26 protein-coding genes are annotated in these 22,754 nt (G+C 37.3%); 1 reads left to right on the top strand and 25 read right to left on the bottom strand.

The window, feature by feature from the left end; translation table 11 throughout:
* Positions 1-105 precede the first annotated feature (105 nt).
* A complete protein-coding gene (glnA, locus tag V4P55_RS02935; RefSeq protein WP_455474939.1) occupies positions 106-1,515 on the top strand; it encodes a type I glutamate--ammonia ligase in 1,410 nt (469 codons plus the stop codon).
* A gap of 368 nt (positions 1,516-1,883) precedes the next feature.
* Here glnA and V4P55_RS02940 read toward each other — a convergent pair whose 3' ends face one another.
* The 25 genes from V4P55_RS02940 to rplP all read right to left on the bottom strand — a co-directional run bounded on the left by V4P55_RS02940 (position 1,884) and on the right by rplP (position 22,733).
* Positions 1,884-2,669 carry an ATP12 family chaperone protein gene (locus V4P55_RS02940; protein ID WP_455474940.1) on the bottom strand — a complete coding sequence of 262 codons (786 nt, stop codon included), beginning with the start codon at positions 2,667-2,669 and terminating at the stop codon, positions 1,884-1,886.
* A 172-nt stretch (positions 2,670-2,841) separates the two neighbouring features.
* Complete coding sequence (locus tag V4P55_RS02945) at positions 2,842-3,825, bottom strand: RluA family pseudouridine synthase (protein WP_455474941.1); 984 nt, start codon at positions 3,823-3,825, stop codon at positions 2,842-2,844.
* Between the two features lie 1,385 nt (positions 3,826-5,210).
* Positions 5,211-7,874 (bottom strand): alanine--tRNA ligase, encoded by a 2,664-nt coding sequence (alaS, locus tag V4P55_RS02950; RefSeq protein ID WP_455474942.1) that lies wholly within the window; start codon positions 7,872-7,874, stop codon positions 5,211-5,213.
* A 180-nt stretch (positions 7,875-8,054) separates the two neighbouring features.
* Positions 8,055-9,098, bottom strand: coding sequence for a recombinase RecA (gene recA, locus V4P55_RS02955; protein ID WP_455474943.1), 1,044 nt, complete (start codon positions 9,096-9,098; stop codon positions 8,055-8,057).
* Between the two features lie 592 nt (positions 9,099-9,690).
* On the bottom strand, positions 9,691-11,004 hold the full coding sequence (locus V4P55_RS02960; RefSeq protein WP_455474944.1) for a replication-associated recombination protein A: 1,314 nt from the start codon (positions 11,002-11,004) through the stop codon (positions 9,691-9,693).
* Between the two features lie 8 nt (positions 11,005-11,012).
* Positions 11,013-12,407 (bottom strand): DegQ family serine endoprotease, encoded by a 1,395-nt coding sequence (locus V4P55_RS02965; RefSeq protein WP_455474945.1) that lies wholly within the window; start codon positions 12,405-12,407, stop codon positions 11,013-11,015.
* A 268-nt stretch (positions 12,408-12,675) separates the two neighbouring features.
* On the bottom strand, positions 12,676-13,101 hold the full coding sequence (rplQ, locus tag V4P55_RS02970; protein ID WP_455474946.1) for a 50S ribosomal protein L17: 426 nt from the start codon (positions 13,099-13,101) through the stop codon (positions 12,676-12,678).
* A 23-nt stretch (positions 13,102-13,124) separates the two neighbouring features.
* A complete protein-coding gene (locus V4P55_RS02975; RefSeq protein ID WP_455474947.1) occupies positions 13,125-14,138 on the bottom strand; it encodes a DNA-directed RNA polymerase subunit alpha in 1,014 nt (337 codons plus the stop codon).
* Between the two features lie 96 nt (positions 14,139-14,234).
* A complete protein-coding gene (rpsK, locus tag V4P55_RS02980) occupies positions 14,235-14,624 on the bottom strand; it encodes a 30S ribosomal protein S11 (RefSeq protein ID WP_455474948.1) in 390 nt (129 codons plus the stop codon).
* A 118-nt stretch (positions 14,625-14,742) separates the two neighbouring features.
* The gene (gene rpsM, locus V4P55_RS02985) at positions 14,743-15,111 is read right to left on the bottom strand and encodes a 30S ribosomal protein S13 (RefSeq protein WP_455474949.1); all 369 of its coding nucleotides are present in this window, start codon (positions 15,109-15,111) and stop codon (positions 14,743-14,745) included.
* 187 nt (positions 15,112-15,298) lie between these two features.
* Positions 15,299-15,883: an adenylate kinase gene (locus V4P55_RS02990; RefSeq protein ID WP_455474950.1), complete on the bottom strand. Its 585-nt coding sequence runs from the start codon at positions 15,881-15,883 to the stop codon at positions 15,299-15,301.
* Positions 15,880-17,226 carry a preprotein translocase subunit SecY gene (gene secY, locus V4P55_RS02995; RefSeq protein WP_455474951.1) on the bottom strand — a complete coding sequence of 449 codons (1,347 nt, stop codon included), beginning with the start codon at positions 17,224-17,226 and terminating at the stop codon, positions 15,880-15,882. Before secY ends, V4P55_RS02990 begins: the two co-directional genes overlap by 4 nt.
* 162 nt (positions 17,227-17,388) lie before the next feature.
* Positions 17,389-17,856, bottom strand: coding sequence for a 50S ribosomal protein L15 (gene rplO, locus V4P55_RS03000; RefSeq protein ID WP_455474952.1), 468 nt, complete (start codon positions 17,854-17,856; stop codon positions 17,389-17,391).
* Positions 17,857-17,882: 26 nt separating this feature from the next.
* A complete protein-coding gene (gene rpmD, locus V4P55_RS03005) occupies positions 17,883-18,083 on the bottom strand; it encodes a 50S ribosomal protein L30 (protein ID WP_455474953.1) in 201 nt (66 codons plus the stop codon).
* A gap of 33 nt (positions 18,084-18,116) precedes the next feature.
* Entirely contained in the window at positions 18,117-18,662 is a 546-nt protein-coding gene (gene rpsE, locus V4P55_RS03010; RefSeq protein ID WP_455474954.1) for a 30S ribosomal protein S5, read from the bottom strand.
* Positions 18,663-18,775: 113 nt separating this feature from the next.
* On the bottom strand, positions 18,776-19,138 hold the full coding sequence (gene rplR / locus V4P55_RS03015; RefSeq protein WP_455474955.1) for a 50S ribosomal protein L18: 363 nt from the start codon (positions 19,136-19,138) through the stop codon (positions 18,776-18,778).
* A 12-nt stretch (positions 19,139-19,150) separates the two neighbouring features.
* Positions 19,151-19,684, bottom strand: coding sequence for a 50S ribosomal protein L6 (gene rplF, locus V4P55_RS03020; protein ID WP_455474956.1), 534 nt, complete (start codon positions 19,682-19,684; stop codon positions 19,151-19,153).
* A 37-nt stretch (positions 19,685-19,721) separates the two neighbouring features.
* Complete coding sequence (gene rpsH / locus V4P55_RS03025) at positions 19,722-20,120, bottom strand: 30S ribosomal protein S8 (protein ID WP_455474957.1); 399 nt, start codon at positions 20,118-20,120, stop codon at positions 19,722-19,724.
* A 14-nt stretch (positions 20,121-20,134) separates the two neighbouring features.
* Positions 20,135-20,440 (bottom strand): 30S ribosomal protein S14, encoded by a 306-nt coding sequence (rpsN, locus tag V4P55_RS03030; RefSeq protein WP_455474958.1) that lies wholly within the window; start codon positions 20,438-20,440, stop codon positions 20,135-20,137.
* Positions 20,441-20,464: 24 nt separating this feature from the next.
* Positions 20,465-21,022, bottom strand: a complete 558-nt coding sequence (gene rplE, locus V4P55_RS03035; protein ID WP_455474959.1) for a 50S ribosomal protein L5 — start codon at positions 21,020-21,022, stop codon at positions 20,465-20,467.
* Positions 21,015-21,329 (bottom strand): 50S ribosomal protein L24, encoded by a 315-nt coding sequence (gene rplX, locus V4P55_RS03040; protein WP_455474960.1) that lies wholly within the window; start codon positions 21,327-21,329, stop codon positions 21,015-21,017. Before rplX ends, rplE begins: the two co-directional genes overlap by 8 nt.
* Positions 21,330-21,341: 12 nt before the next feature.
* Positions 21,342-21,710 (bottom strand): 50S ribosomal protein L14, encoded by a 369-nt coding sequence (gene rplN / locus V4P55_RS03045; protein ID WP_004855715.1) that lies wholly within the window; start codon positions 21,708-21,710, stop codon positions 21,342-21,344.
* 144 nt (positions 21,711-21,854) lie between these two features.
* Positions 21,855-22,094, bottom strand: coding sequence for a 30S ribosomal protein S17 (rpsQ, locus tag V4P55_RS03050; RefSeq protein WP_455474961.1), 240 nt, complete (start codon positions 22,092-22,094; stop codon positions 21,855-21,857).
* 12 nt (positions 22,095-22,106) lie between these two features.
* Complete coding sequence (gene rpmC / locus V4P55_RS03055) at positions 22,107-22,307, bottom strand: 50S ribosomal protein L29 (RefSeq protein ID WP_455475114.1); 201 nt, start codon at positions 22,305-22,307, stop codon at positions 22,107-22,109.
* Positions 22,308-22,319: 12 nt separating this feature from the next.
* The gene (gene rplP / locus V4P55_RS03060; RefSeq protein WP_455474962.1) at positions 22,320-22,733 is read right to left on the bottom strand and encodes a 50S ribosomal protein L16; all 414 of its coding nucleotides are present in this window, start codon (positions 22,731-22,733) and stop codon (positions 22,320-22,322) included.
* Positions 22,734-22,754 lie beyond the last annotated feature (21 nt).

Genomic DNA, 22,754 nt, shown 5'->3' on the forward strand with positions numbered 1-22,754 from the left:
TTCCATTGTTTTGTATCAGCACTGGTGAATCTAAAAATGATGCTCTTTAACATTCGCAATTTTTTACCTTTTTTTACCCACTTCAGTCCAATAAAGGGATGAAATATGACTACCGCATCAGATATTCTTAAACAGATTGCAGAAAATGATATACGTTTTATCGATTTACGCTTCACCGACCCATGGGGAAAGTTGCATCATATCACAATGGACATTGTAGAAGTGAATGAAGATATATTTAGTGAAGGCATTATGTTTGATGGATCTTCAATTGCTGGATGGAAAACAATTCATGAATCTGACATGGTATTATTGCCAGATCCAGAAACAGCACATATTGATCCTTTTTTTGCTCAATCTACTTTAGCCATGTTTTGTGATGTTATCGATCCTATTTCTAGAGAATTTTATCGCAGAGATCCTCGTTCTATTGCTAAGAAAGCTGAAATTTATATGAAATCTTTAGGTGTTGGGGACACCATTAATGTAGGTCCAGAAGCGGAATTTTTTATATTTGATGATGTGCGCTACAAAGTCGATCCTTACAATACAGGATTTAAACTCGATTCAAGTGAATTTCCCTCAAATGATGATACTGAATACGAGATGGGAAATTTAGGACACCGTCCACGAATGAAAGGGGGTTATCTTCCTGTTCCCCCTGTAGACTCTTGCCAAGATATGCGCTCTGAAATGCTCACAGCATTAAAAAACATAGGTATTCGCGTTGAAAAGCATCATCACGAAGTGGCTGCAGCACAGCATGAATTGGGCATTCGTTTTGATACTTTAGTTCGCGAAGCTGATAATATGCAAACCTTTAAATATGTTGTACATCAAATAGCAAATAGCTACGGAAAAACAGCAACTTTTATGCCAAAACCCATTTTTGGTGATAGCGGCTCAGGTATGCATGTACACATGTCCATTTGGAAAGATGGGAAACCAACTTTTGCAGGAAATGAATATGCTGGATTATCAAAAACCTGTCTCTTTTTTATCGGTGGTATTATTAAACATGCAAAAGCACTCAATGCTTTCACTAACCCATCGACCAATTCTTATAAACGTTTGGTTCCCGGTTATGAAGCTCCTGTTCTTCTTGCTTATTCTGCACGCAATCGTTCTGCTTCTTGCCGCATTCCCATAAGCTTTTCACCAAATTCAAAACGTGTGGAAATTCGTTTTCCAGATTCAACAGCAAATCCCTATTTGGCTTTTTCCGCACTTTTAATGGCTGGTCTTGATGGTATAAACAACCAAATTCATCCTGGACATGCTATGGATAAAAATCTTTATGATCTTCCTGCTAAAGAGCTACAAAAAATCCCCACAGTTGCAAGAAACCTGCGCGAAGCTCTTGAAGCTCTTGATAAAAATCGCAACTTTTTGAAAGCGGGTGATGTTTTTGATGATGATCAAATTAATTCTTTTATTGAGTTAAAAATGCAGGAAGTCTTGCGTTATGAAACCACCCCTCATCCCATCGAGTTTGATATGTACTATTCTGTTTGAAAAATAAGCTATTTTTTCAATTTAAAAATGGAGATTTCCAAATCTCCATTTTTAATACACTTCTTCATCTTAAAGGAATGCTATATACTCTCAGTATATTCAGCTAAAACTTATTAAATCCATTACCAAAATTTTGGTGTCCTAAGTCCTTCCTTTTTTCTATCTTTTATAATGTAAGAAGTTTAAACCGAGATTATTTCTACCTTTACAATAATCAATAAAACGTTGTTGATGTAAATGAAAAAACAAATTTAAACTAACACTAATGAAGCATTAGAAATTAAGATAAATGAAGAGCAACTGCAAAATATCACAAAACATTACATTGAAAAAACGAATGCACATATCGAGCAGAAGAAAATTTAATTTTACAACAAACAAGCCTTAATAATTGCAGCGGCAGCATTAAATTCTGCTTTTTTATAAGCCAGACGTTCCATTGCTTCTTTATCGGCACTCCATTGCTCCATCACCCAATTTTCATCCAAATGCGCAATGTTCCAAGCATGCTCTAGATCAATTTTGTTTGCAAACACTATAAGAGCAATAAGAGCTGAGCCTGTTAAAGTTGTCATTGTATGAAGTGCAGCAAGTATATAGGGAGATTCTATCTTGCGCAAATAATTGCTCACTGCTTGAATAGATTCTCGCGGTTGTTCAACATGCATAATCCCTTCCGTCAAATTAAAGCGTGAACCAAGTTTTTCTTCCGCCCAATCCAATAAGGGATCCCAATGTTCACATTGTCGTTGAGCCAACTCTTTTGGTGCTTGAGCGCGATAAAAAATCATATCGCATGTAACAAAACGTAATAAATCTTCAAAAACAGCTTGCATATCGTCCATTATGCCATCAATAACAGTATTAACAATACGTGTAATCGGCATTTTTACTGGATTGATAACCTCTTTTTGATTATCAAATTCTTGTGCTACTAACATCGCCAATGATTCTGTTGGTACAATCAAATGACGCCTCGCTGGTGTTTTAACTGGAGCTTTATCCAATAATATAGAGAATCCAATCTCTTCACATACAATTTCTACTTCTTTATAAAATCGTTTAGGTAAAGTATGTTGTGACAATTTTTGCGTTTCACCAACAGTATGATTGTTATTCAAAGGTGTATCAAAATTGTCTAAAATTTCACGCATATCATTTTACCTATAGACTTTTATAAATTTATTGATTTTTTTTGAAAAAAAACTGCATATATTTTTTATAAAATGGACGCAATATCGCAATATAACAGCCAGAAGAAGCATTGATAATAATTAAGTCTATCAATTTTATCAAAATGCAACAAAGCAGCCAACATTTCTTGCATTATTCTGTCTCACCATCAATTTCATTAAAAGCCAAGAGATTAAAGCTTTGTACCATATGAGGTGGTAAAGGCGCGACAACATCCAATATACCTCCTGAAGGATGAGGTATCCGAATACGACGGGCATGAAGATGAAGTCGATTTTGAATACCTCCTGGTAAACTCCAATTACTATCAGAGAAAAAATATTTTGAATCACCAATAATGGGATGATCCATATGAGCAGCATGTACACGCAACTGATGTGTTCTCCCCGTATAAGGTTCCATTTCAAGCCATGAAAGAGCTCGTCCCCGAGTATCTAAAACACGATAATAAGAAACTGCATGATTAGCATCTGGTTCTCCATGTTCACAAACACGCATTTTATCGCCTTGCTCAGTTATATCTTTGACCATCCATGTTGAAATTTTATTCTGCTTTTTTTTAGGAACCCCCCGAACCAGAGCCCAATAAGTTTTTTTTGTTTCCCGCGCTCTAAAAGCAGCAGTTAAAGCTTGTGCGGTCCCCCTTGACCGAGCGACAATAAGCACACCCGACGTCTCACGATCAAGGCGATGTACCAAACGTGGTTTTTCACCTTTTTTATTGCGCCACACTTCAAGCATACCATCTACATGGCGTGTTACACCAGAACCACCCTGTACCGCTAATCCTGCCGGTTTATTAAAAACAAAAATTTTTGCATCTTCATAAAGAAGCATTTTTTTCAAAATGATTTCATCATCTTGTCCACGAATAGTATTATCTGTTACAGAAAAATTTTCTTTGTCATTAACAGCTAATGGTGGAACGCGAACAGATTGTCCCATGAAAAGACGTGTATCTGCTTTTACACGACCTCCATCAACCCGTATCTGACCAGAGCGCAGCAATTTTTGTAAAGATCCAAATCCAAGCCCTGGGTAATGTGCCTTAAACCAACGATCTAGGCGCATTCCAGTTTCATCTGTTTCAACCTTTTTTATTTCTACGTCTGCCATAACAGTTTCCTAGCCATCAAATTTACATTACTAGTTTTAGTGCCCTACATTTATATACGTAAAGATCTCGACATTATAAAATAAAATCAGCATTATCCCATAACATTAAAGTTAATATCCAAAATCGCATTTTCTCACCGCTCAAATATTATGTGAGCTGTCATTATAATTGTAGAACCTATTTTATTCAAATGCGTTATTGGCACCGTTATAAATCAATTAAAGATTGTTTTTACTTTCATAATTTTGGTATCTCGTGGTATCTTTCATATTATTGCTTATCTCCCCTATTACACACACGATGTTGACCATTTAGACAGAGACATCTGTGTAGCTATCTTAACTAAATTGCACAAACATATACAAACGTATTCTCAGCACGCCTTAAGTCTATTGCCAACAACACAAAATTCCCAATGCTTTTCGCACGATTAGCTACCATCGCTTCTACACAACCATATAGCTTTATTTTATGCGCTAACATCTTTGAACCATTTTAAATTCTTTATCTTCCGCTGCCTCTTAGCTTTAAATATAAATTGATATCCTTTTAAATATCTTATTTATTCATGGCTATCATTTGTATATTGTTTGCGCATTAAAAACAAAAAAACTGATAGTCTCTGTAAAACACTACCATCATAATTTTAAGCATGTCAGTGTTTCAATTTTAATGTCTTTGTTTTAAAAGCCTATAATTTATAAAAGAAAAGAGTGCATAAGCTTTATTATTCTGTAAATCTTTAACCACAGTTTTCAAGACATTGCACTTATAAAACGCAATTTAGCAACACTATCTCGATAAAAAATCTATCACAACAGATAAAGAACTTCATGAAACGGCTAAAAGACACGTTATCTTTGATTATATTCTGAAAAGAAGATCGCTACAATACGTCAGTTAGCGAACCATGCTCGTTAATTGTTAGGTAGAAAACAATGATTAGCAATTGCACATGCCATTTTTAAAAATGCTCCCAGCTCTCACCTTGAATGAAACCATCTAGATCTTAAAGAAAACAATCATTACTTTTTTATTCAGGAAGAATCTAAAGCTAAAGATGTTCTTAAGATTATAAGCTAAAACTGCATCATTTCCGTTATAGAAAATCGCTTTTCAACAATTCGCTATGCTCTTACATTAATGGACACTTAGCTGAAAAAAACTTCAAAATTACCTGATAAATGTATTGTCTTCCACAAGATATTTAAAACTGTTGAATAACAATTTATCACTTTACAATAAAAGTTGATAAGTAATTCTCTTGCATAAAACTACTACATAATAAAATGGCATCCAATCTTTTAAAATGCACTCCCTAAACAGGAGAATTTTATTTTTTACGAAATTTAGAAACCTTACAATGCAAATAACTAATTTTAAATTATCTTTCAAGGAAAGCTCTTAATGCCATAATAGCTTCATCAGCTTTATTCCCTTCAGGACCACCAGCTTGTGCCATATCAGGACGACCTCCTCCTCCTTGACCACCAAGAACGCCTGAAACAATCCGCACTAAATCAACAGCATTCACCTTATCAGTTAAATCATCAGTAACACCGACAACAGCACTTGCCTTGCGGTCTTCCGAAACACTAATGAAAGCAATCACTCCAGAGCCTATCTGTTTTTTTGCAGAATCAACCACCGCTTTTAGATCTCGCGGTGGAATATTTTCAACAACACGTCCCATAAAAGAAACGCCATTGACAATAATAATACCCTTTTGACCACCTTTCGAGGTCTCGCCACTTAGCATAACTTTTTTGCGCACCTCATTTAGCTCTTTTTCAAGTTTACGGCGATCATCAAGCAATCCATGTACGCGTTCTTCCACATCAACAGCAGAAATTTTTAGAAGATCAGCAATTTTATGAATCCGTTCTTCTTGGAGACTAAGATAGAGACGCGCAGTTTCACCCGTTAAAGCTTCAATACGGCGAACTCCAGAAGCTACAGAACTTTCAGAAATAATATGGATCAAACCTATATCCCCTGTTCTCTTTACATGTGTACCTCCACACAGCTCCACTGACCAGTGACTTTTTAATTTTTCTTTGTTTAACTGTTCCCCCATAGAAACAACACGAACTTCATCACCATATTTTTCACCAAATAAAGCTACTGCTCCTTCCGAAATTGCATCATCCACTGTCATGAGACGTGTTATCACCTCATTATTTTGCAAAACAATATTATTTACTAAATCTTCTATTTTTTTCAGCTCTTGTGCAGAAACTGTTTTTGGATGAGAAAAATCAAATCGCAACCTATCTGGCGTTACAAGAGAACCTTTTTGCACAACATGAGTCCCTAATACTTGACGTAGTGCTTCATGCAACAAATGGGTAGCCGAATGATTTGCACGAATTTTTTTACGACGAACAATATCAACGGTTAACTCGACACAATCAGATATCTTTGCTTGACCAGATTTAACTTCTCCAATATGAACAAAAATGCCGTTACCTTTTTTTTGAGTATCATGCACCTCAAAAACAAAACATTCGTTAGAAATGATACCACTATCACCAATTTGTCCGCCAGATTCGCCATAAAAAGGTGTTTGGTTGACCACGATCATGGCTTTTTGCCCTGAAGAAATATGATCAACAACTTTACCATCATGCAAAAGAGCTGTAATAATTCCTTCGGATTTTTCTGTTTCATAGCCTAAGAATTCTGTAGCTCCGACCTGATCACGAAGAGAAAACCAGATTGCTTCTGTTTCAGATTCACCAGAACCAGACCAACTAGCACGAGCATCTTCTTTTTGACGCTCCATCGCTTTATCAAAAGCATCAACATCAACAGATATTCCACGACGCCGAAGAACGTCCTGCGTCAAATCAAGCGGGAAACCATATGTATCGTAAAGTTTAAAAGCAACTTCTCCATTAAAATGATCTCCTTCTTTAAGATTAGTGCTTGCTTCATCCAATAAATTAAGTCCTCGTTCAAGAGTTTTGCGAAAACGTATTTCTTCTAATTTCAAAATTTCTGAAATCAAAGATTCTGCACGTACTAACTCAGGATAAGCTTGTCCCATTTCATAAATTAAAATAGGCAAAAGACGCCACATCAATGGCTCTTTAACACCAAGAAGATGAGCATGACGCATAGCTCGACGCATAATACGACGTAAAACATATCCCCGCCCCTCATTAGAAGGAAGAACACCATCAGCAATCAAAAATGCAGATGAACGAAGATGATCAGCAATAACACGATGGCTCGCCACAAAATCACCAGCCGCCTTAACCCCTGTTAGCTCTTGTGATGCACCAATTAATGCACGAAAAAGATCTATATCATAATTATCATGAACACCTTGCAAAACAGCAGCAATACGCTCTAATCCCATGCCTGTGTCTATAGAAGGATGAGGCAACTCAATACGCTCTCCTTTACTTGTTTGCTCATACTGCATAAAGACAAGATTCCAAATTTCAATAAAGCGATCACCATCTTCATCAGCACTTCCGGGCGGACCTCCAAAAATTTTGTCACCATGATCATAAAAAATTTCTGAACAAGGACCGCAGGGACCTATATCTCCCATCGCCCAAAAATTATCAGTCGTTGCAATACGAACAATTTTTTCATCTGGAAGCCCCGAAATTTTACGCCACAATTTAACAGCATCTTCATCAGTATAATAAACTGTTACCAACAATTTCTCTTTTGGAAGACCATACTCTTTTGTCAAAAGATCCCATGCAAAAAAAATTGCTTCTTCTTTGAAATAATCACCAAAAGAAAAATTCCCTAACATTTCAAAAAAAGTATGATGGCGTGCCGTATAGCCAACATTATCAAGATCATTATGTTTTCCACCTGCACGAACACATTTTTGGGCAGTTGCTGCTTGATTATAAGCAGACTGCTCAAATCCAGTAAAAACATTTTTGAACTGCACCATTCCTGCATTTGTAAACATGAGTGTGGGATCATTACGTGGAACAAGAGGGCTAGAAGGAATAACTTTATGCCCATTACGATGAAAGTAGTCCAGAAAAGTTGACCGGATGCTATTAACACTATTCATATTTATACCTGCAGAATACAGCACGAAAAAGAATTCATCCTCAATTAAATATCCTCTTCGCTGTTTTAAAGAGTCCATTTAATTAAAAATATAAACGTCTTCTCAAAAATATTGAAAAATAAATAATTTTATACGTCTAAACTTTAAATGAAAGGGTTCTACTTAAAAGAAATAACCCCATCACATTAATTCATCATGTTCTATATTTTCTGATCCTGTATTTTCTAACAATTCAATCGCAATTAAACCAGCATTTTGACGCAAAGCCATTTCGATTTCTGCAGCTATTTCTGCATGTTCACGCAAGAACTGTTTTGCATTTTCACGCCCCTGCCCTAAGCGTTGAGAATTATAAGAAAACCACGATCCAGATTTCTCTACAATACCAACTTTAACTCCTAAATCAATTAATTCGCCTAATTTGGAAATACCTTCGCCATAGATAATGTCAAATTCAACCTGTTTAAATGGAGGCGCTAATTTATTCTTTACTACTTTAACACGTGTCTGATTTCCAACAACCATATCCCGATCTTTTATTGCCCCAATACGACGAATGTCCAAACGAACAGAAGCATAAAATTTTAGAGCGTTTCCGCCTGTTGTTGTTTCTGGTGAACCAAACATTACTCCAATTTTCATACGAATTTGATTAATAAAGATAACCATACAGTTAGAACGGAAAATTGATGCTGTTAATTTTCGTAAAGCTTTACTCATCAAACGTGCTTGTAATCCTGGCAAAGCATCACCCATTTCACCATCAATTTCTGCACGTGGTGTCAAGGCTGCAACCGAATCGACAACAAGCACATCAACAGCACCAGAACGGACAAGTGTCTCAGTAATCTCCAATGCTTGTTCACCAGTGTCTGGTTGAGAAATAAATAAATTTTCTAAATCCACGCCAAGCTTACGTGCATAAATAGGATCTAGAGCATGTTCTGCATCTATAAATGCACAAACCCCACCATTTTTTTGTGCTTCAGCGATAGCATGAAGAGCCAATGTCGTTTTTCCAGAACTTTCTGGCCCATAAATTTCGATAATACGTCCCTTCGGCAATCCACCTACACCTAAAGCAATATCTAAAGACAATGAACCTGTTGGAACTGTTTCAATTTCAACGACCTGTTCTTTTTGCCCAAGACGCATAATAGAGCCTTTACCGAAAGAACGTTCAATTTGTGATAGAGCAGCATCTAGAGCTTTTTTTTTATCCACAACTATATCCTTATCAAGTCAAAATAATCCACTATCTAATGTACACTGTTCTCTTAATTGAGCTAAAGCGTTGAATTTAGATTTTCACAGACTATTTCCATCGCTATCACCATATGTACCCACACCTTCTTAATTAATGTGCGTAAAAAGAAGTTTTCGTTCTTTTTTACGATACAAAGTACCTTTTAGTAAAGGACAGAAATTTAATTCACTTGTAACTTTCATCAAAAGAAAAAACAATTTAACTCTCAATATTCGGCATGGAATATACCTTTTTAATTTTTATAAAAATAAGCTTCTCTTGCTCATCATAAAACTATTTGTAATAAAAAGTTATCCCAATAAAACTATATAACGATGCACTTAATGTAACTGCTTAAGCAACTTTTTGCTATAAAAACACTGCTTGCAATCAAATTTTGAAACTTGTTGGGTATATAAAATAAAAAATTTTTTATTTATGCAGAATACAAAGCATTTAAAATAGCTCTTCTAAGCTATTAATAAACTTACGATCAATGATAGAACGGGATAAAAATATTGCTAAAATAATAAACTTTTTAAACTAAAATTTTATTTTAAAAATATGTTTTCAACTATTTCGTTTTTGTCGCAATTTTTTCCACCATTCAAGGCGCTTGATAATTTCACGCTCAAAACCACGTTCTTGTGGATGATAGAAAATCTGACGTCCTAGTTTTTCAGGAAAATAATCCTGTCCTGAAAACGCATCTGGTTCATCATGATCATAACGATAACCATGACCGTACCCTTCATTTTTCATAAATTTTGTAGGTGCATTCAAAATATGCTTAGGAGGAGGCAAAGAGCCATTTTTTTGAGCACAAGACATAGCTGTCTTATAAGCAAGATATGCCGCATTCGATTTTGGTGCGGTAGCAACATAAATACATGCTTGCGCTAAAGCTAATTCTCCTTCAGGTGATCCTAAATAATCATAAGCATCCTTTGCTGCATTACAGATAACAAGAGCTTGAGGGTCTGCTAAGCCAATATCTTCAACAGCCATACGGATCAATCTCCGTCCTATATATAAAGGATCTTCACCCGCATCAAACATACGTGCCAAATAATAAAGAGCAGCATCAGGATCAGAACCACGAACTGCTTTATGCAATGCCGAAATGAGATTATAGTGGCCATCTTGACCTTTATCATAAATTGGAGCACGACGCTGAATAATCTTTTGCAAAGCTGCTGCATCAAGAATTTCTCCTGGACGTACAGCGCACCAAATTTCTTCTGCCAATGTCAATGCTGCCCGCGCATCACCATCAGACATTCTTATTAAGATATTTCTGGCATCATCATCCAATGGAAGAGGCTTATCTTCTAATTCTTCAGCACGCTTCAAAAGAGCATCCAAACTTTTACTATCATGAGGCAAAAATGTTAAAACACGTGCACGAGAAAGAAGCGCAGCATTAAGTTCAAATGAAGGATTTTCAGTTGTTGCACCTATAAGAATCACAGTCCCATCTTCCATTACAGGCAAAAAACTATCCTGTTGTGCACGATTAAATCTATGAATTTCGTCAACAAACAAAAGCGTTCGACTTCCAGACATAAAATGAGTCTGTGCTCTTTCAAAAATTTTTTTAAGCTCAGCAACTCCAGTAAAAATAGCAGAAATTTGTTCAAAAACAAAATGAGTTTCAAGCGCTAATAAACGGGCAACTGTTGTTTTTCCCGTCCCAGGAGGTCCCCAAAAAATCATTGAGCCGCATGAACCCGCTGTTACCATACGCGAAAGCAAACCATTTTCTCCAATTAAATGATCTTGTCCTGTTACATCACAAAGAGAACGAGGTCGCATTCTCTCTGCTAGTGGACGATTTTCATCAACATGAAGATCAAAAGATGAAGTGAAAAAATCTTTATTCAAAAAAAACCTCAGCGCAAAAATTGGCGAATATACATACCATCACGTTCATATTCTAATTGCCAAATATGTGGGCGCTCTTGCATAAGAAGCTTTTTTAACTGACTAACTGTTTGAATTTTATGTCCATTAACAACACGCAAAATATCCCCAGGACGAAAAATTTCTACAGCATTGCTCATCTCATCAATATCAGCAATTACAACGCCTTTCACACTCGCAGGAAGATGAAAACGTCGGCTATTTTGCGGTGTTAAATCTAATACTTCTACACCAAAAAGCGGACCTTTATTAATAATTTTCTCAGATTTTAAAAATGCAGTTTCTGGAACTGATAAAACAGTTACTTTTGTTTTAAGAATCTTTCCACTTCGCAAGTACTCTAAAGCAAGATTTTGTCCTGTATCAGCTGTCATAAGGCGGTATCCAAGAATATCAGGACTATCAACTCGTATCCCTTGTACACTCAAAATAACATCACCTATTTTCAAACCTGCTTTTGCAGCAGGACCATCTTTGATAATCTCAACGATAAGGGCACCATAAGGCTGTTCTAAATTTAAACTTTCTGCAATATCAGGTGTAACAGCTTGGAAAGATGCTCCAATATAAGGTGGAACAAAATATTTTCCTCCACGATCAGCTGTACCAAGCATTACTTTTACAAGATTTGCTGGAATAGCAAAACCAATTCCTACAGAACCACCTGAACGCGAATAGATAGCTGTGTTAATCCCAATTAATTGTCCTTTCATATTAATCAAAGCTCCACCAGAGTTTCCCGGATTAATGGCAGCATCTGTTTGAATAAAAAAATCAAAATCAGAAATCCCAACACGTGTACGCGCTTGCGCAGAAACAATACCGCTCGTAACTGTTTGCCCAACACCAAATGGATTACCAATTGCAAGAACAATATCACCAACCTCCACCGCATCAGAATCCCCTAAAGGAAGTGCTGGAAATTCAATATTCTTCACATTAATTTTGAGTATTGCAATATCAGTCGCTTCATCCTTTAGCATAACCTTGCTCTCAAATTCTCTCCCATCAGAAAGAGCAACTTTAATTTCATTAGCATCTTTAATGACATGATAATTTGTAACAATCAAACCTCGTTTATCAACAATCACTCCTGATCCCAATGACAACTGCTTACGTAAAGGTCTATGATTTTGATAACGACCAAAAAATTGCTCAAAAAATGGATCCCCTTCAAAGGGTGAACGCGCTCTAATTTGCCGAGCAGCATAAATATTTACAACGGATGGAATAGTTTTTTTTACTAAAGGAGAAAAGGAAAGAGTAATTTCTGATTGTGTTTGTGGTATTTTCGCATATGCGCAACAAAAACATGTTTGCGCGATAAAAACTCCTAAAAGCCACACAAAAAGAAAATTCTTCATTATTCATTCCTTATAAAACTGACACACTTTTTAATTTTAGGATAAAAATTTTTCCTATAGAAGTTTAATAACTTAACTAGAGTTTACAATTTAGAATAAAAACAATCTATTCGGAAGATAAATGTCATAAAAATTAGATAATTCAATATTATACAAAATCATATAAATCTCTTCCTATGTGTATCATTTAAATATATTTTATTTTAAAATTATAAAAAAACCGTCTTCTTCAGACGGTTTTTCTAAAAGCTAAAAGAAAAAATACTTATTAAGAAACTTCTTTTTCTTTCCCAGTATTCTCAATTCTTGCACGATCGACAGCACCTTTTGCATCAACATCACGATCAACAAACTCTATAACAGCCATAGGAGCATTATCACCAGGACGAAAACCTGCTTTCATAATACGCAAATAGCCCCCATTACGCGTTGCATAACGCGGCGCAAGCACATCAAATAATTTTGCGACCTTTCCAACATCACGAATAGCCGAAATTGCCTGTCTACGAGCGTGCAAACCTCCACGTTTACCAAGTGTAACCAATTTTTCAACTATAGGACGAATTTCTTTTGCCTTTGGAAGCGTCGTCACAACTTGCTCATGTTCAATTAACGAAACCGCCATATTTGCAAACATCGCTTTACGGTGACTAGCAGTTCGATTCAACTTACGTCCCGACCTATTATGGCGCATGAGTTTTCTCCTTAAATCTTATTTTAATACTGATCTTCATAGCGTTTAGCAAGATCATCAATGTTTTCAGGTGGCCATGCAGGAATTTCCATACCAAGATGGAGTCCCATACATGCCAAAACTTCCTTAATCTCATTTAATGATTTTCTTCCAAAATTTGGTGTCCGAAGCATTTCAGATTCGGTTTTTTGAATAAGATCACCAATATAAACAATATTATCATTCTTCAAACAATTCGCCGAACGAACTGAAAGTTCTAATTCATCAACTTTTTTAAGAAGTGCAGGATTGAAAGCGAGTTCAGAAGCAGATTCTTCAACAACTTCCTTCTGTGGCTCTTCAAAATTGACAAACAACGATAATTGGTCCTGAAGAATACGAGCAGCAAAAGCGACCGCATCTTCTCCATTAACAGCACCATTCGTTTCAACAGTCAGCGTTAATTTATCATAGTCTAAGACGTGACCTTCACGTGTATTCTCTACTTTATAAGATACTTTGCGAATTGGTGAATAAAGGCTATCAACAGGAATAAGACCTATTGGCGCATCATCTGTACAATTACGATCAGACGGAACATATCCCTTCCCTGTATTAACAATAAATTCCATACGAATTTCAGCATCTTCATCAAGGGTGCAAATAACATGCTCTGGATTTAAAATTTCCATATCTCCAACAACATTTATATCCCCTGCCTTAACAATACCGGGACCTTCTTTGTAAACAACTACACGCTTAGGTCCTTCTTCTCCCATACGAATAGCAATTTCCTTGATATTCAAAATAATATCTGTAACATCTTCACGAACACCTGGGATTGATGAAAACTCATGTAACACACCATCAATTTGCACAGCAGTAACAGCAGCACCACGAAGAGATGATAATAATACACGACGAAGCGCATTTCCCAATGTTAAACCAAATCCCCGCTCTAAAGGCTCCGCAACCATACTCGAGATGTTTGGATTATCATGCGCGTAAAATTCAATCTTATTAGGTTTGATAAGTTCTTGCCAGTTTTTCTGGATCATATTTTTATTCCCGTTCTTACAGCTACGCTACCATCCAATCGTAGCGAACAATCTGAACATCAGAGAAAGCTCTGATAATGAAAAACAATACCCAATTTAAACACGCCGTCTTTTCCGCGGACGACACCCATTATGAGGAATTGGTGTCACATCGCGAATGGAAACGATTGTAAAACCAACAGACTGCAACGCACGCAACGCTGATTCACGACCTGCCCCAGGACCACAGACCTCAACCTCTAACGACCGCATCCCGTGTTCCTGTGCTTTTTTAGCACAATCCTCTGCCGCAACCTGAGCGGCAAAAGGCGTAGATTTACGAGAACCTTTAAATCCCTGTGCACCAGCAGAAGACCAGGCAATTGTATTACCTTGCGCATCAGTGATAGTTATCATCGTATTATTAAATGTTGAATTTATATGCACAATACCCGATGAGATATTTTTACGTTCGCGACGACGAACACGCGTGGCTTCCTTAGCCATAATCTTCCTTTCTACGATCTCTTCACCGCCGTAACACCAGCAGCTCCACCTTTTCCATCCTTACTTAAAATCTTAAACAAAGACAGAATACCTAAAATATATCTTTTAGAAGATACTATTACTTCTTCTTTCCAGCAATTGCCTTCGCTGGACCTTTGCGCGTACGTGCATTTGTATGCGTACGCTGTCCTCGAACAGGTAAAGAACGACGATGACGCAATCCCCGATAGCAACCAAGATCCATCAAACGTTTAACATTCATAGCAACTTCACGACGAAGATCACCTTCAACTTGATAACCCTGATCTATTGCTTCACGGATTTGCAATACTTCCGTATCTGAAAGCTCATGAACACGACGCTCCTCAGGAATACCAACCTTTTTAGTAATTTCCTGCGCAAATTTCCGTCCAATCCCATGAATATACCGAAGTGCAATAACCACACGCTTATTTGTCGGGATGTTGACGCCAGCAATACGAGCCACGCCTATTCTCCTTAATTATATTACAACCAATCATAAAATACTTAATGCACCTTACAGAAAAAAAATCAATTCGGCACAAAACACACTTTTAACTTATCACCTTAGTAAAAAAAATTAAAGCCGCTTTTGATAAATTTTACCACAAAAGTCAACTCTTTTCATTTTTTTTCAGAAAAAAAATTTTAATTTAAGAGTTTTTAAGAATTTTCCTAATCACGGATGACACTTCAGCAGCATCTATCATTCCATTAACCTCTTTTAATAACCCCTTCTCTGAGTAAAATTTTGATAAAGGAGCTGTTTTTTCACGATATTCCACTAACCGCTTTGCAAAAGAAACGGAATTATCATCTGAGCGAACCGTTCCACCAGCTGCAATTGTCTCCTGAATCCGTCTATTCATTCGCTCAATCAACGCATTTTCATCAATAAGTAACTCAATAACTGCATCAAGCTTCATATTTTTTGATTGTAAAACTTGCTGCAAAACCTCTGCTTGCTCCACAGTCCGTGGATATCCATCCAATACAAAACCATTTACACAATCCCCCTCATTAATACGATCAGATACAATTTGATTAACAATGCTATCAGATACCAAAGCACCAGAATCCACTATGGTTTTAACTTTTTTACCAAAGTCAGTTCCCTTAGCAATAACTTCACGCAGTATATCACCTGTTGATAATTGAGGGATATTATATTCCTCTGCTAAAGTTTTAGCCTGTGTACCTTTCCCAGCCCCAGGAGGACCTAAAAGAATAATTCTCATAATCTTCTTCGTCCTCCACGAAGCCTTGATTTTTTAATCAAAGCTTCATATTGATGCGCCACAAGATGTCCCTGAATTTGAGCGACTGTATCGAGTGTAACCGTAACAACAATTAACAAAGACGTTCCTCCAAGATAAAAAGGAACTTGCAAAGCAGAAATCATAAACTCAGGTAACAAACAAACTAAAATAATATAAATTGCGCCCACAACAGTAATACGCGTTAAAACATAATCAATATACTCAGCCGTACGTTCACCGGGACGAATTCCTGGAATAAAACCAGAATGCTTTTTTAATTGATCTGCCGTATCACTTGGATTAAACACAATGGCTGTATAAAAAAAGCAAAAAAACGCTATTAAAATAGCATAAACGATCATGTAAAGCGGCTGCCCATGATCAAGAGAATAAGAAATAGCTTGAATCCAATATGGCATTTCATCAGAAAAATTATTAATTGTTGCAGGCAACAACAATAAAGATGAAGCAAAAATTGGTGGAATAACACCAGCAGTATTCAATTTTAAAGGAAGATGTGACATATCTCCTTGAAAAATTTGATTACCGACTTGGCGTTTTGGATACTGAATAAGAATTCGTCGTTGTGCACGTTCAACAAAAACAATAACAACTATAACGGAGACAGTGATAATAGAGATTCCTATTAATGAAAAAGTTGATAAATCAGCCTGGCTATGTGCAGTCAAAAGCTGAGCAAAAGTAGAAGGAAAATTAGCTACAATTCCCGTAAAAATAATAAGAGAAACCCCATTACCAACACCCCGTGACGTCATCTGCTCACCGAGCCACATTAAAAACATCGTTCCACCAACAAGCGTAATAACAGATGAAACACGAAACATAAGACCTGGATCTAAAACAATCTGAAACTCTGTTCCTATACCAGACTCAAGCGCAACTGCAATACCAAAAGCCTGCAAAATTGCCAATATTACTGTAACATACCGAGTATATTGATTAATAACCTTACGACCTAACTCACCTTCTTTTTTTAGAGCTTCCAAAGAAGGAACAATTGAAGTTAACAATTGCACAATAATCGACGCTGATATATAAGGCATAATTCCCAATGCGAAAATCGCCATACGCCCAACAGCACCGCCAGCAAACATATTAAACAACCCTAAAACACCAGATGCATGCTGCTCAAAAGTTTGCCTTAAAGCATCAATATCAATACCAGGGAGAGAAACATATGTACCAAAGCGATACACAAGAAGTGCTAGTAAAGTAAACCAAATCCGCTTTTTTAACTCGGTTGCACGCGAAAAAGCTCTAAAATTCATATTGGAAGCAAATTGCTCTGCCGCTGATGCCATAAAACGTCTCCAGGCTACACTTCATTTTTTTTAATATAGAAGCGAAACTCTAAAATTTACACCGTCATGTATAAATAAATGAAAAAATTAAGTAATCTTCCACAACTAATATTCCTAAAAAGGAATATTCCCCTCTTAAACTACCATTCATGTAAAATAAATTTACTGAGCTACATCAGAAAAAATGACTTGACCACCAACTTTTTCAATTTTGACACGAGCAGCGTCAGAAACACCAGAAACATTAAACGTAATCTTTGCTTTTAATTCACCATCAGAAAGAATACGAACTCCATCTTTTACACGACGAACAATTCCAGCTTTTTTCAGTGCAAGAACATCAACCTCTTTTTCAATATCCAATTTACCAGCATCCACTGCTCGTTGAATACGATTTAACGAAACTTCATTATAAGTTTTAGCAAAAAAATTCTTAAACCCACGCTTGGGCAAACGACGGTAAATGGGCATCTGCCCACCTTCAAAACCATTAAGAGAAACACCAGAACGAGATCTTTGTCCTTTAACACCACGGCCAGAAGTTTTTCCAACACCAGAACCAATACCACGTCCAACACGTTTACGATTTTTTGTTGCACCTTCGCGATCACGCAGTTCATTGAGTTTCATATTTTATACTCCCGCGACCCTTAATTTTAATCTACAATTCGAACAAGATGTTGAACTTTAGCAATCATACCTCGCACACAAAGTGTATCTTCTAAAGTACGCCGCCGCCGCATTTTATTTAATCCAAGACTCTTTAAAACCGCACGCTGAATTCGCGGTCTCCGAATTGGACTTCCTATCTGTTCTATCGTTATAGTTCTACTATTCTGAGATTTTTTCTGAACCATTTATAAATTCCTTTTCTATTACCTCAGAAACCATTATTCCGTATCAATCAAATTTTGACGACGCGCTTGCAAAACAGAATATTTTATACCACGTTGCGCAGCAATATCTTTAGGATGCATTTGACGTTTTAACGCATCAAAAGTTGCACGTACCATGTTATAAGGATTTGAAGATCCTAAAGATTTTGCAACAACATCCTGCACACCAAGAGTTTCAAAAATAGCGCGCATCGGTCCTCCAGCAATAATACCAGTACCTGCTGATGCTGAACGTAATAAAACATGACCAGCTCCGTGAGATCCTTCAAGATCATGATGTAACGTCCGCCCAGACCGAAGAGGAACATATATCATTCCACTTTTAGCAGCTTCTGTAGCTTTACGAACAGCTTCAGGCACTTCACGCGCCTTACCATGACCAAAACCAACACGTCCTTTTTGATCTCCAACAACAACAAGAGCAGCAAAACCAAAACGCCGACCACCCTTCACAACTTTAGCAACACGATTAATATGAACGAGCTTGTCAACAAACTCAGTATCACGCTCATCACGCTCATTACGCTCTTTTTGTGCCATTCCTCATTCCTTTTTCTTTTCCGGAAGCACGCAATACAGTTCCAATATAAAAATAAAGAAACTTCTACGAAACATTTCAAGAAGCTTTTAATAAAACTTGCAAATAAAACACTTTAAAAGTTCAAACCGCCTTCACGTGCAGCTTCAGCCAAAGCCTTCACCCTACCATGATAAACATATGCTCCACGATCAAAAATAACCTCATTAACACCAGCGTTTTTTGCACGCTCAGCAATTAATGCACCAACAGCAAATGCAGCTTTTTTGTCAGCACCACTCTTTAAAGATTTTTTTAAATCATTTTCAAGAGTAGATGCTGAAACAAGCGTATACCCACGAGAATCGTCAATAATTTGAGCATAAATATTTTGATTTGAGCGGTAAACACTAAGCCGTGGACGAGCATTAGAAACCATTTTAATTCTACGACGAACACGCCGTGCACGACGCTGAATAATATCCTTAGACGAAACCATGATGCAAAATCCTTACTTCTTTTTACCTTCTTTACGGAAGATACGCTCATCTGCATACTTAACACCTTTACCTTTATAAGGTTCAGGTCTACGATATTCACGAATCTCTGCAGCAACTTGTCCAACCTGCTGCTTATCAACTCCAGAAACAACGATTTCCGTTGGCTTGGGGACCGTTACAACAACGCCAGATGGTACCTTGTAAATAACATCATGTGAAAAGCCTAGCGATAACTGAATGTCCTTACCCTGTAAAGCAGCACGATAACCAACACCGTTAATTTCAAGTTTCTTTTCAAAACCGTCCTTCACACCACAAAAAATATTTTCAATCATTGAACGCGACATTCCCCACTTAGAACGAGCATCTTTTGACTGGTCACGTGGCGTAACCGACACAACATTTTCCTCAAGTTTAACTAAAACTTCATCATTTACAACGTAGCTTAGCTCACCTTTCGGGCCTTTTGCCTTAACCAGTTGTCCCTCAACAGAAACAGTAACTCCAGAAGGAACTGAAATGGGCTTTTTTCCAATACGAGACATTGTTTTACCTATTTTTCTTCTGTTTTCTCAAAACTATTTAGAAAACACGACAAAGAATCTCTCCACCAACATTCTGTTCACGCGCTTGATGATCTGCCATAACTCCCTTAGGAGTAGATAAAATTGAAATACCAAGACCATTTGCTACCTGAGGAATAGATTTAGCAGAAACATATACACGACGCCCAGGTTTTGACACGCGAGAAATCTCACGGATAACAGTTAATCCTTCGAAATATTTTAACTCAATTTCAATTTCAGATTTCCCATCACCAACATCAATCTGATGATATCCACGAATATAACCTTCCGATTGAAGAACATCAAGAACACGTGCACGGAGCTTAGAAGCAGGCGTAACTACTTTGCCTTTTTTACGGGAAAGCGCATTACGAATACGCGTTAACATATCACCAAGAGGATCTGACATAGACATTAAGCAATCTCTCCTCACCAACTAGACTTAACAATACCAGGAATGTAACCTAAAGAACCAAGTTCACGCAACGCAATTCGCGACATTTTCAACTTACGGTAATAAGCTCTTGGACGACCAGAAACTTCACAACGATTACGTACACGAACCTTCGCAGAATTACGCGGCAACTTCGCTAATTTCACAGAAGCTCTAAAACGCTCTTCAAGTGGAACTTCTTGATTCATAACTATCACTTTTAAACGTGCACGACGCGCCGCATAGCGTTTTGCCATTACTCTACGACGCTTATTTTTTTCAACAGCACTTACTTTGGCCATAATCTTACCTCACTACGTCTGCCGTTACGAACGAAACGGAAAATTAAAAGCACGTAGCAATTCACGCGCCTCATCATCCGTCCTCGCTGTCGTACAAACGACAATATCCATACCCCAAATTTGATCGACTTTATCATAATTTATTTCTGGAAATACAATGTGCTCCTTGAGACCCATAGCAAAATTACCACGACCATCAAAACTTTTTGGATTCAGACTACGAAAATCACGAACTCGCGGCAACGCAATCGTAATTAGACGATCTAAAAATTCAAACATACGGTCCTTACGCAACGTAACTTTAGCACCCAACGGCATTCCTTCACGAACTTTAAAGCTTGCAATAGAATTGCGTGCACGAGTAACAACCGCTTTCTGACCGGTTATCAAAGCCAAATCCCCTGCGGCAATAGAAGGCTTTTTAGAATCAGCTGTCGCTTCGCCAACACCCATATTAACTACAATTTTATCAAGCCGCGGAATCTGCATTTCATTCTTATAATTAAACTTTTCTTGAAGAGCTTTACGAACTACTTCAAAATAATGCGTTTTCATGCGCGGCTCTTGCTTTACTTCAGCCATTAATTAACTCTCCTGAACGCTTGGAAAAACGAACTTTGCTACCATCAGCATTCATACGAAAACCCACACGTGTGGGCTTACCATCTTTAGGATCAGCAATCGCTAAATTAGACAAATGAATTGGAACTTCCTTAGAAATAATTCCAGCTTCTTGCTTCTGTGTTTGACGCTGATGACGTTTAACTACATTAACTCCTCGAACAAGAGCTTTGTTTTCTTTCGGATGAACTTTAATCACTTCACCCCTAATTCCTTTATCTCTACCAGATAAAACAATAACCTTGTCACCTTTTCGTATTTTTTGCATAACACTTACTCCTTACAATACTTCAGGAGCGAGCGAAATAATCTTCATATGATTCCTACCACGAAGCTCGCGAGGAACCGGTCCAAAGATACGTGTACCGATCGGCTCTTTTTTATTATCAACTAAAACAGCAGCATTACTATCAAAACGAATAACACTACCATCTGCACGACGAATATCTTTAGCAGTACGAACCACTACAGCTTTCATGACATCACCTTTCTTGACGCGACCACGAGGAATAGCATCCTTAACCGAAACAACAATAATGTCACCAACCGAAGCATACTTTCGCTTTGAACCACCTAATACTTTGATGCACATAACACGACGGGCACCAGAATTATCTGCAACGTCAAGATTTGTTTGCATCTGAATCATGACTGGCTACCTTTTCTAAACACTTATATCCGAACACACTCCAAAAACGTACGGATCAATTTGCCAAATAATGATAAAATCACTTATTTCTAAATTTACCAACAGAAAAAACCACTGCTAAATTTCAAAAATAAACATAATTAACTACACTACACCGTCTTCAACAACAATCCAACGCTTATTTTTTGAAATTGGTTTAGATTCCTGAATAAAAATTTGATCCCCAACTTTAAATTGATTTTTTTCATCATGCGCCTGATATTTTTTAGACTTTCTGACAGTTTTCTTAAGAAGCGGATGAGGATAATGACGCTCCACTTTTACGACTACAGTCTTCTCATTTTTGTCACTGATGACAACACCCTGTAAAACGCGCTTAGGCATCTTTCACTTCCTTTAAACCTTACCTTTATTTATTTCTTGATGAATAAAAGTCTTAACACGTGCAACATCACGACGAACCTGCTTAATACGTGAAGTCTTTTCCAATTGACCTGTAGCTTTTTGAAAACGCAAATTAAATTGCTCTTTTTTTAACTTAGCTAACTCATCTTTCATCTGATCGAGCGTTTGTGCCCGTAACTGTGCAGCTTTCATCACATACCCTCTTTACTCAGCAATACGTTGGATAAAACGCGTTTTAATAGGTAATTTTGCAGCACCTAATCTTAATGCTTCACGCGCCACACTTTCAGGTACACCATCAAGCTCAAACATGACGCGTCCAGGCGCAACACGAGCAGCCCAATAGTCTACCCCTCCTTTACCTTTCCCCATACGAACTTCTGTCGGCTTAGATGTAACCGGAACATCTGGGAAAATACGAATCCACACACGACCAGAACGCTTCATATAACGTGTAATGGCACGCCGTGCCGCTTCAATTTGACGGGCTGTAACACGCTCTGGCTCGATCGCTTTTAATCCGTAAGCACCAAAATTCAAATCTGTACCACCTTTAGAAACACCGTGAATACGACCCTTAAATTGCTTGCGAAACCTTGTGCGCTTTGGCTGCAACATTACTTTCTACTCCAAATTTTA

The organism is Bartonella sp. B30(2025), from assembly GCF_053793825.1.

What these genes read in the sequence shown, in the direction of transcription:
- rplE (WP_455474959.1), bottom strand. Translation starts at nt 21,022, where the DNA reads ATGGCTGAAGTAAAGCAAGAGCCGCGCATGAAAACGCATTATTTTGAA.
- rplX (WP_455474960.1), bottom strand. Translation starts at nt 21,329, where the DNA reads ATGCAAAAAATACGAAAAGGTGACAAGGTTATTGTTTTATCTGGTAGA.
- rpmD (WP_455474953.1), bottom strand. Translation starts at nt 18,083, where the DNA reads ATGGTTCAGAAAAAATCTCAGAATAGTAGAACTATAACGATAGAACAG.
- rplO (WP_455474952.1), bottom strand. Translation starts at nt 17,856, where the DNA reads ATGAAACTCAATGAACTGCGTGATCGCGAAGGTGCAACAAAAAATCGT.
- rplP (WP_455474962.1), bottom strand. Translation starts at nt 22,733, where the DNA reads ATGTTGCAGCCAAAGCGCACAAGGTTTCGCAAGCAATTTAAGGGTCGT.
- rpsE (WP_455474954.1), bottom strand. Translation starts at nt 18,662, where the DNA reads ATGGCACAAAAAGAGCGTAATGAGCGTGATGAGCGTGATACTGAGTTT.
- rplN (WP_004855715.1), bottom strand. Translation starts at nt 21,710, where the DNA reads ATGATTCAGATGCAAACAAATCTTGACGTTGCAGATAATTCTGGTGCC.
- rpmC (WP_455475114.1), bottom strand. Translation starts at nt 22,307, where the DNA reads ATGAAAGCTGCACAGTTACGGGCACAAACGCTCGATCAGATGAAAGAT.
- rpsH (WP_455474957.1), bottom strand. Translation starts at nt 20,120, where the DNA reads ATGTCTATGTCAGATCCTCTTGGTGATATGTTAACGCGTATTCGTAAT.
- rpsK (WP_455474948.1), bottom strand. Translation starts at nt 14,624, where the DNA reads ATGGCTAAGGAAGCCACGCGTGTTCGTCGTCGCGAACGTAAAAATATC.
- V4P55_RS02990 (WP_455474950.1), bottom strand. Translation starts at nt 15,883, where the DNA reads ATGAGAATTATTCTTTTAGGTCCTCCTGGGGCTGGGAAAGGTACACAG.
- alaS (WP_455474942.1), bottom strand. Translation starts at nt 7,874, where the DNA reads ATGAATAGTGTTAATAGCATCCGGTCAACTTTTCTGGACTACTTTCAT.
- rplR (WP_455474955.1), bottom strand. Translation starts at nt 19,138, where the DNA reads ATGGTTTCGTCTAAGGATATTATTCAGCGTCGTGCACGGCGTGTTCGT.
- V4P55_RS02965 (WP_455474945.1), bottom strand. Translation starts at nt 12,407, where the DNA reads ATGAAGAATTTTCTTTTTGTGTGGCTTTTAGGAGTTTTTATCGCGCAA.
- V4P55_RS02975 (WP_455474947.1), bottom strand. Translation starts at nt 14,138, where the DNA reads ATGATCCAGAAAAACTGGCAAGAACTTATCAAACCTAATAAGATTGAA.
- secY (WP_455474951.1), bottom strand. Translation starts at nt 17,226, where the DNA reads ATGGCATCAGCGGCAGAGCAATTTGCTTCCAATATGAATTTTAGAGCT.
- V4P55_RS02940 (WP_455474940.1), bottom strand. Translation starts at nt 2,669, where the DNA reads ATGCGTGAAATTTTAGACAATTTTGATACACCTTTGAATAACAATCAT.
- glnA (WP_455474939.1), top strand. Translation starts at nt 106, where the DNA reads ATGACTACCGCATCAGATATTCTTAAACAGATTGCAGAAAATGATATA.
- rplQ (WP_455474946.1), bottom strand. Translation starts at nt 13,101, where the DNA reads ATGCGCCATAATAGGTCGGGACGTAAGTTGAATCGAACTGCTAGTCAC.
- rpsN (WP_455474958.1), bottom strand. Translation starts at nt 20,440, where the DNA reads ATGGCCAAAGTAAGTGCTGTTGAAAAAAATAAGCGTCGTAGAGTAATG.
- V4P55_RS02945 (WP_455474941.1), bottom strand. Translation starts at nt 3,825, where the DNA reads ATGGCAGACGTAGAAATAAAAAAGGTTGAAACAGATGAAACTGGAATG.
- rpsQ (WP_455474961.1), bottom strand. Translation starts at nt 22,094, where the DNA reads ATGCCTAAGCGCGTTTTACAGGGTGTTGTCATCAGTGACAAAAATGAG.
- rplF (WP_455474956.1), bottom strand. Translation starts at nt 19,684, where the DNA reads ATGTCTCGTATTGGAAAAAAGCCCATTTCAGTTCCTTCTGGAGTTACT.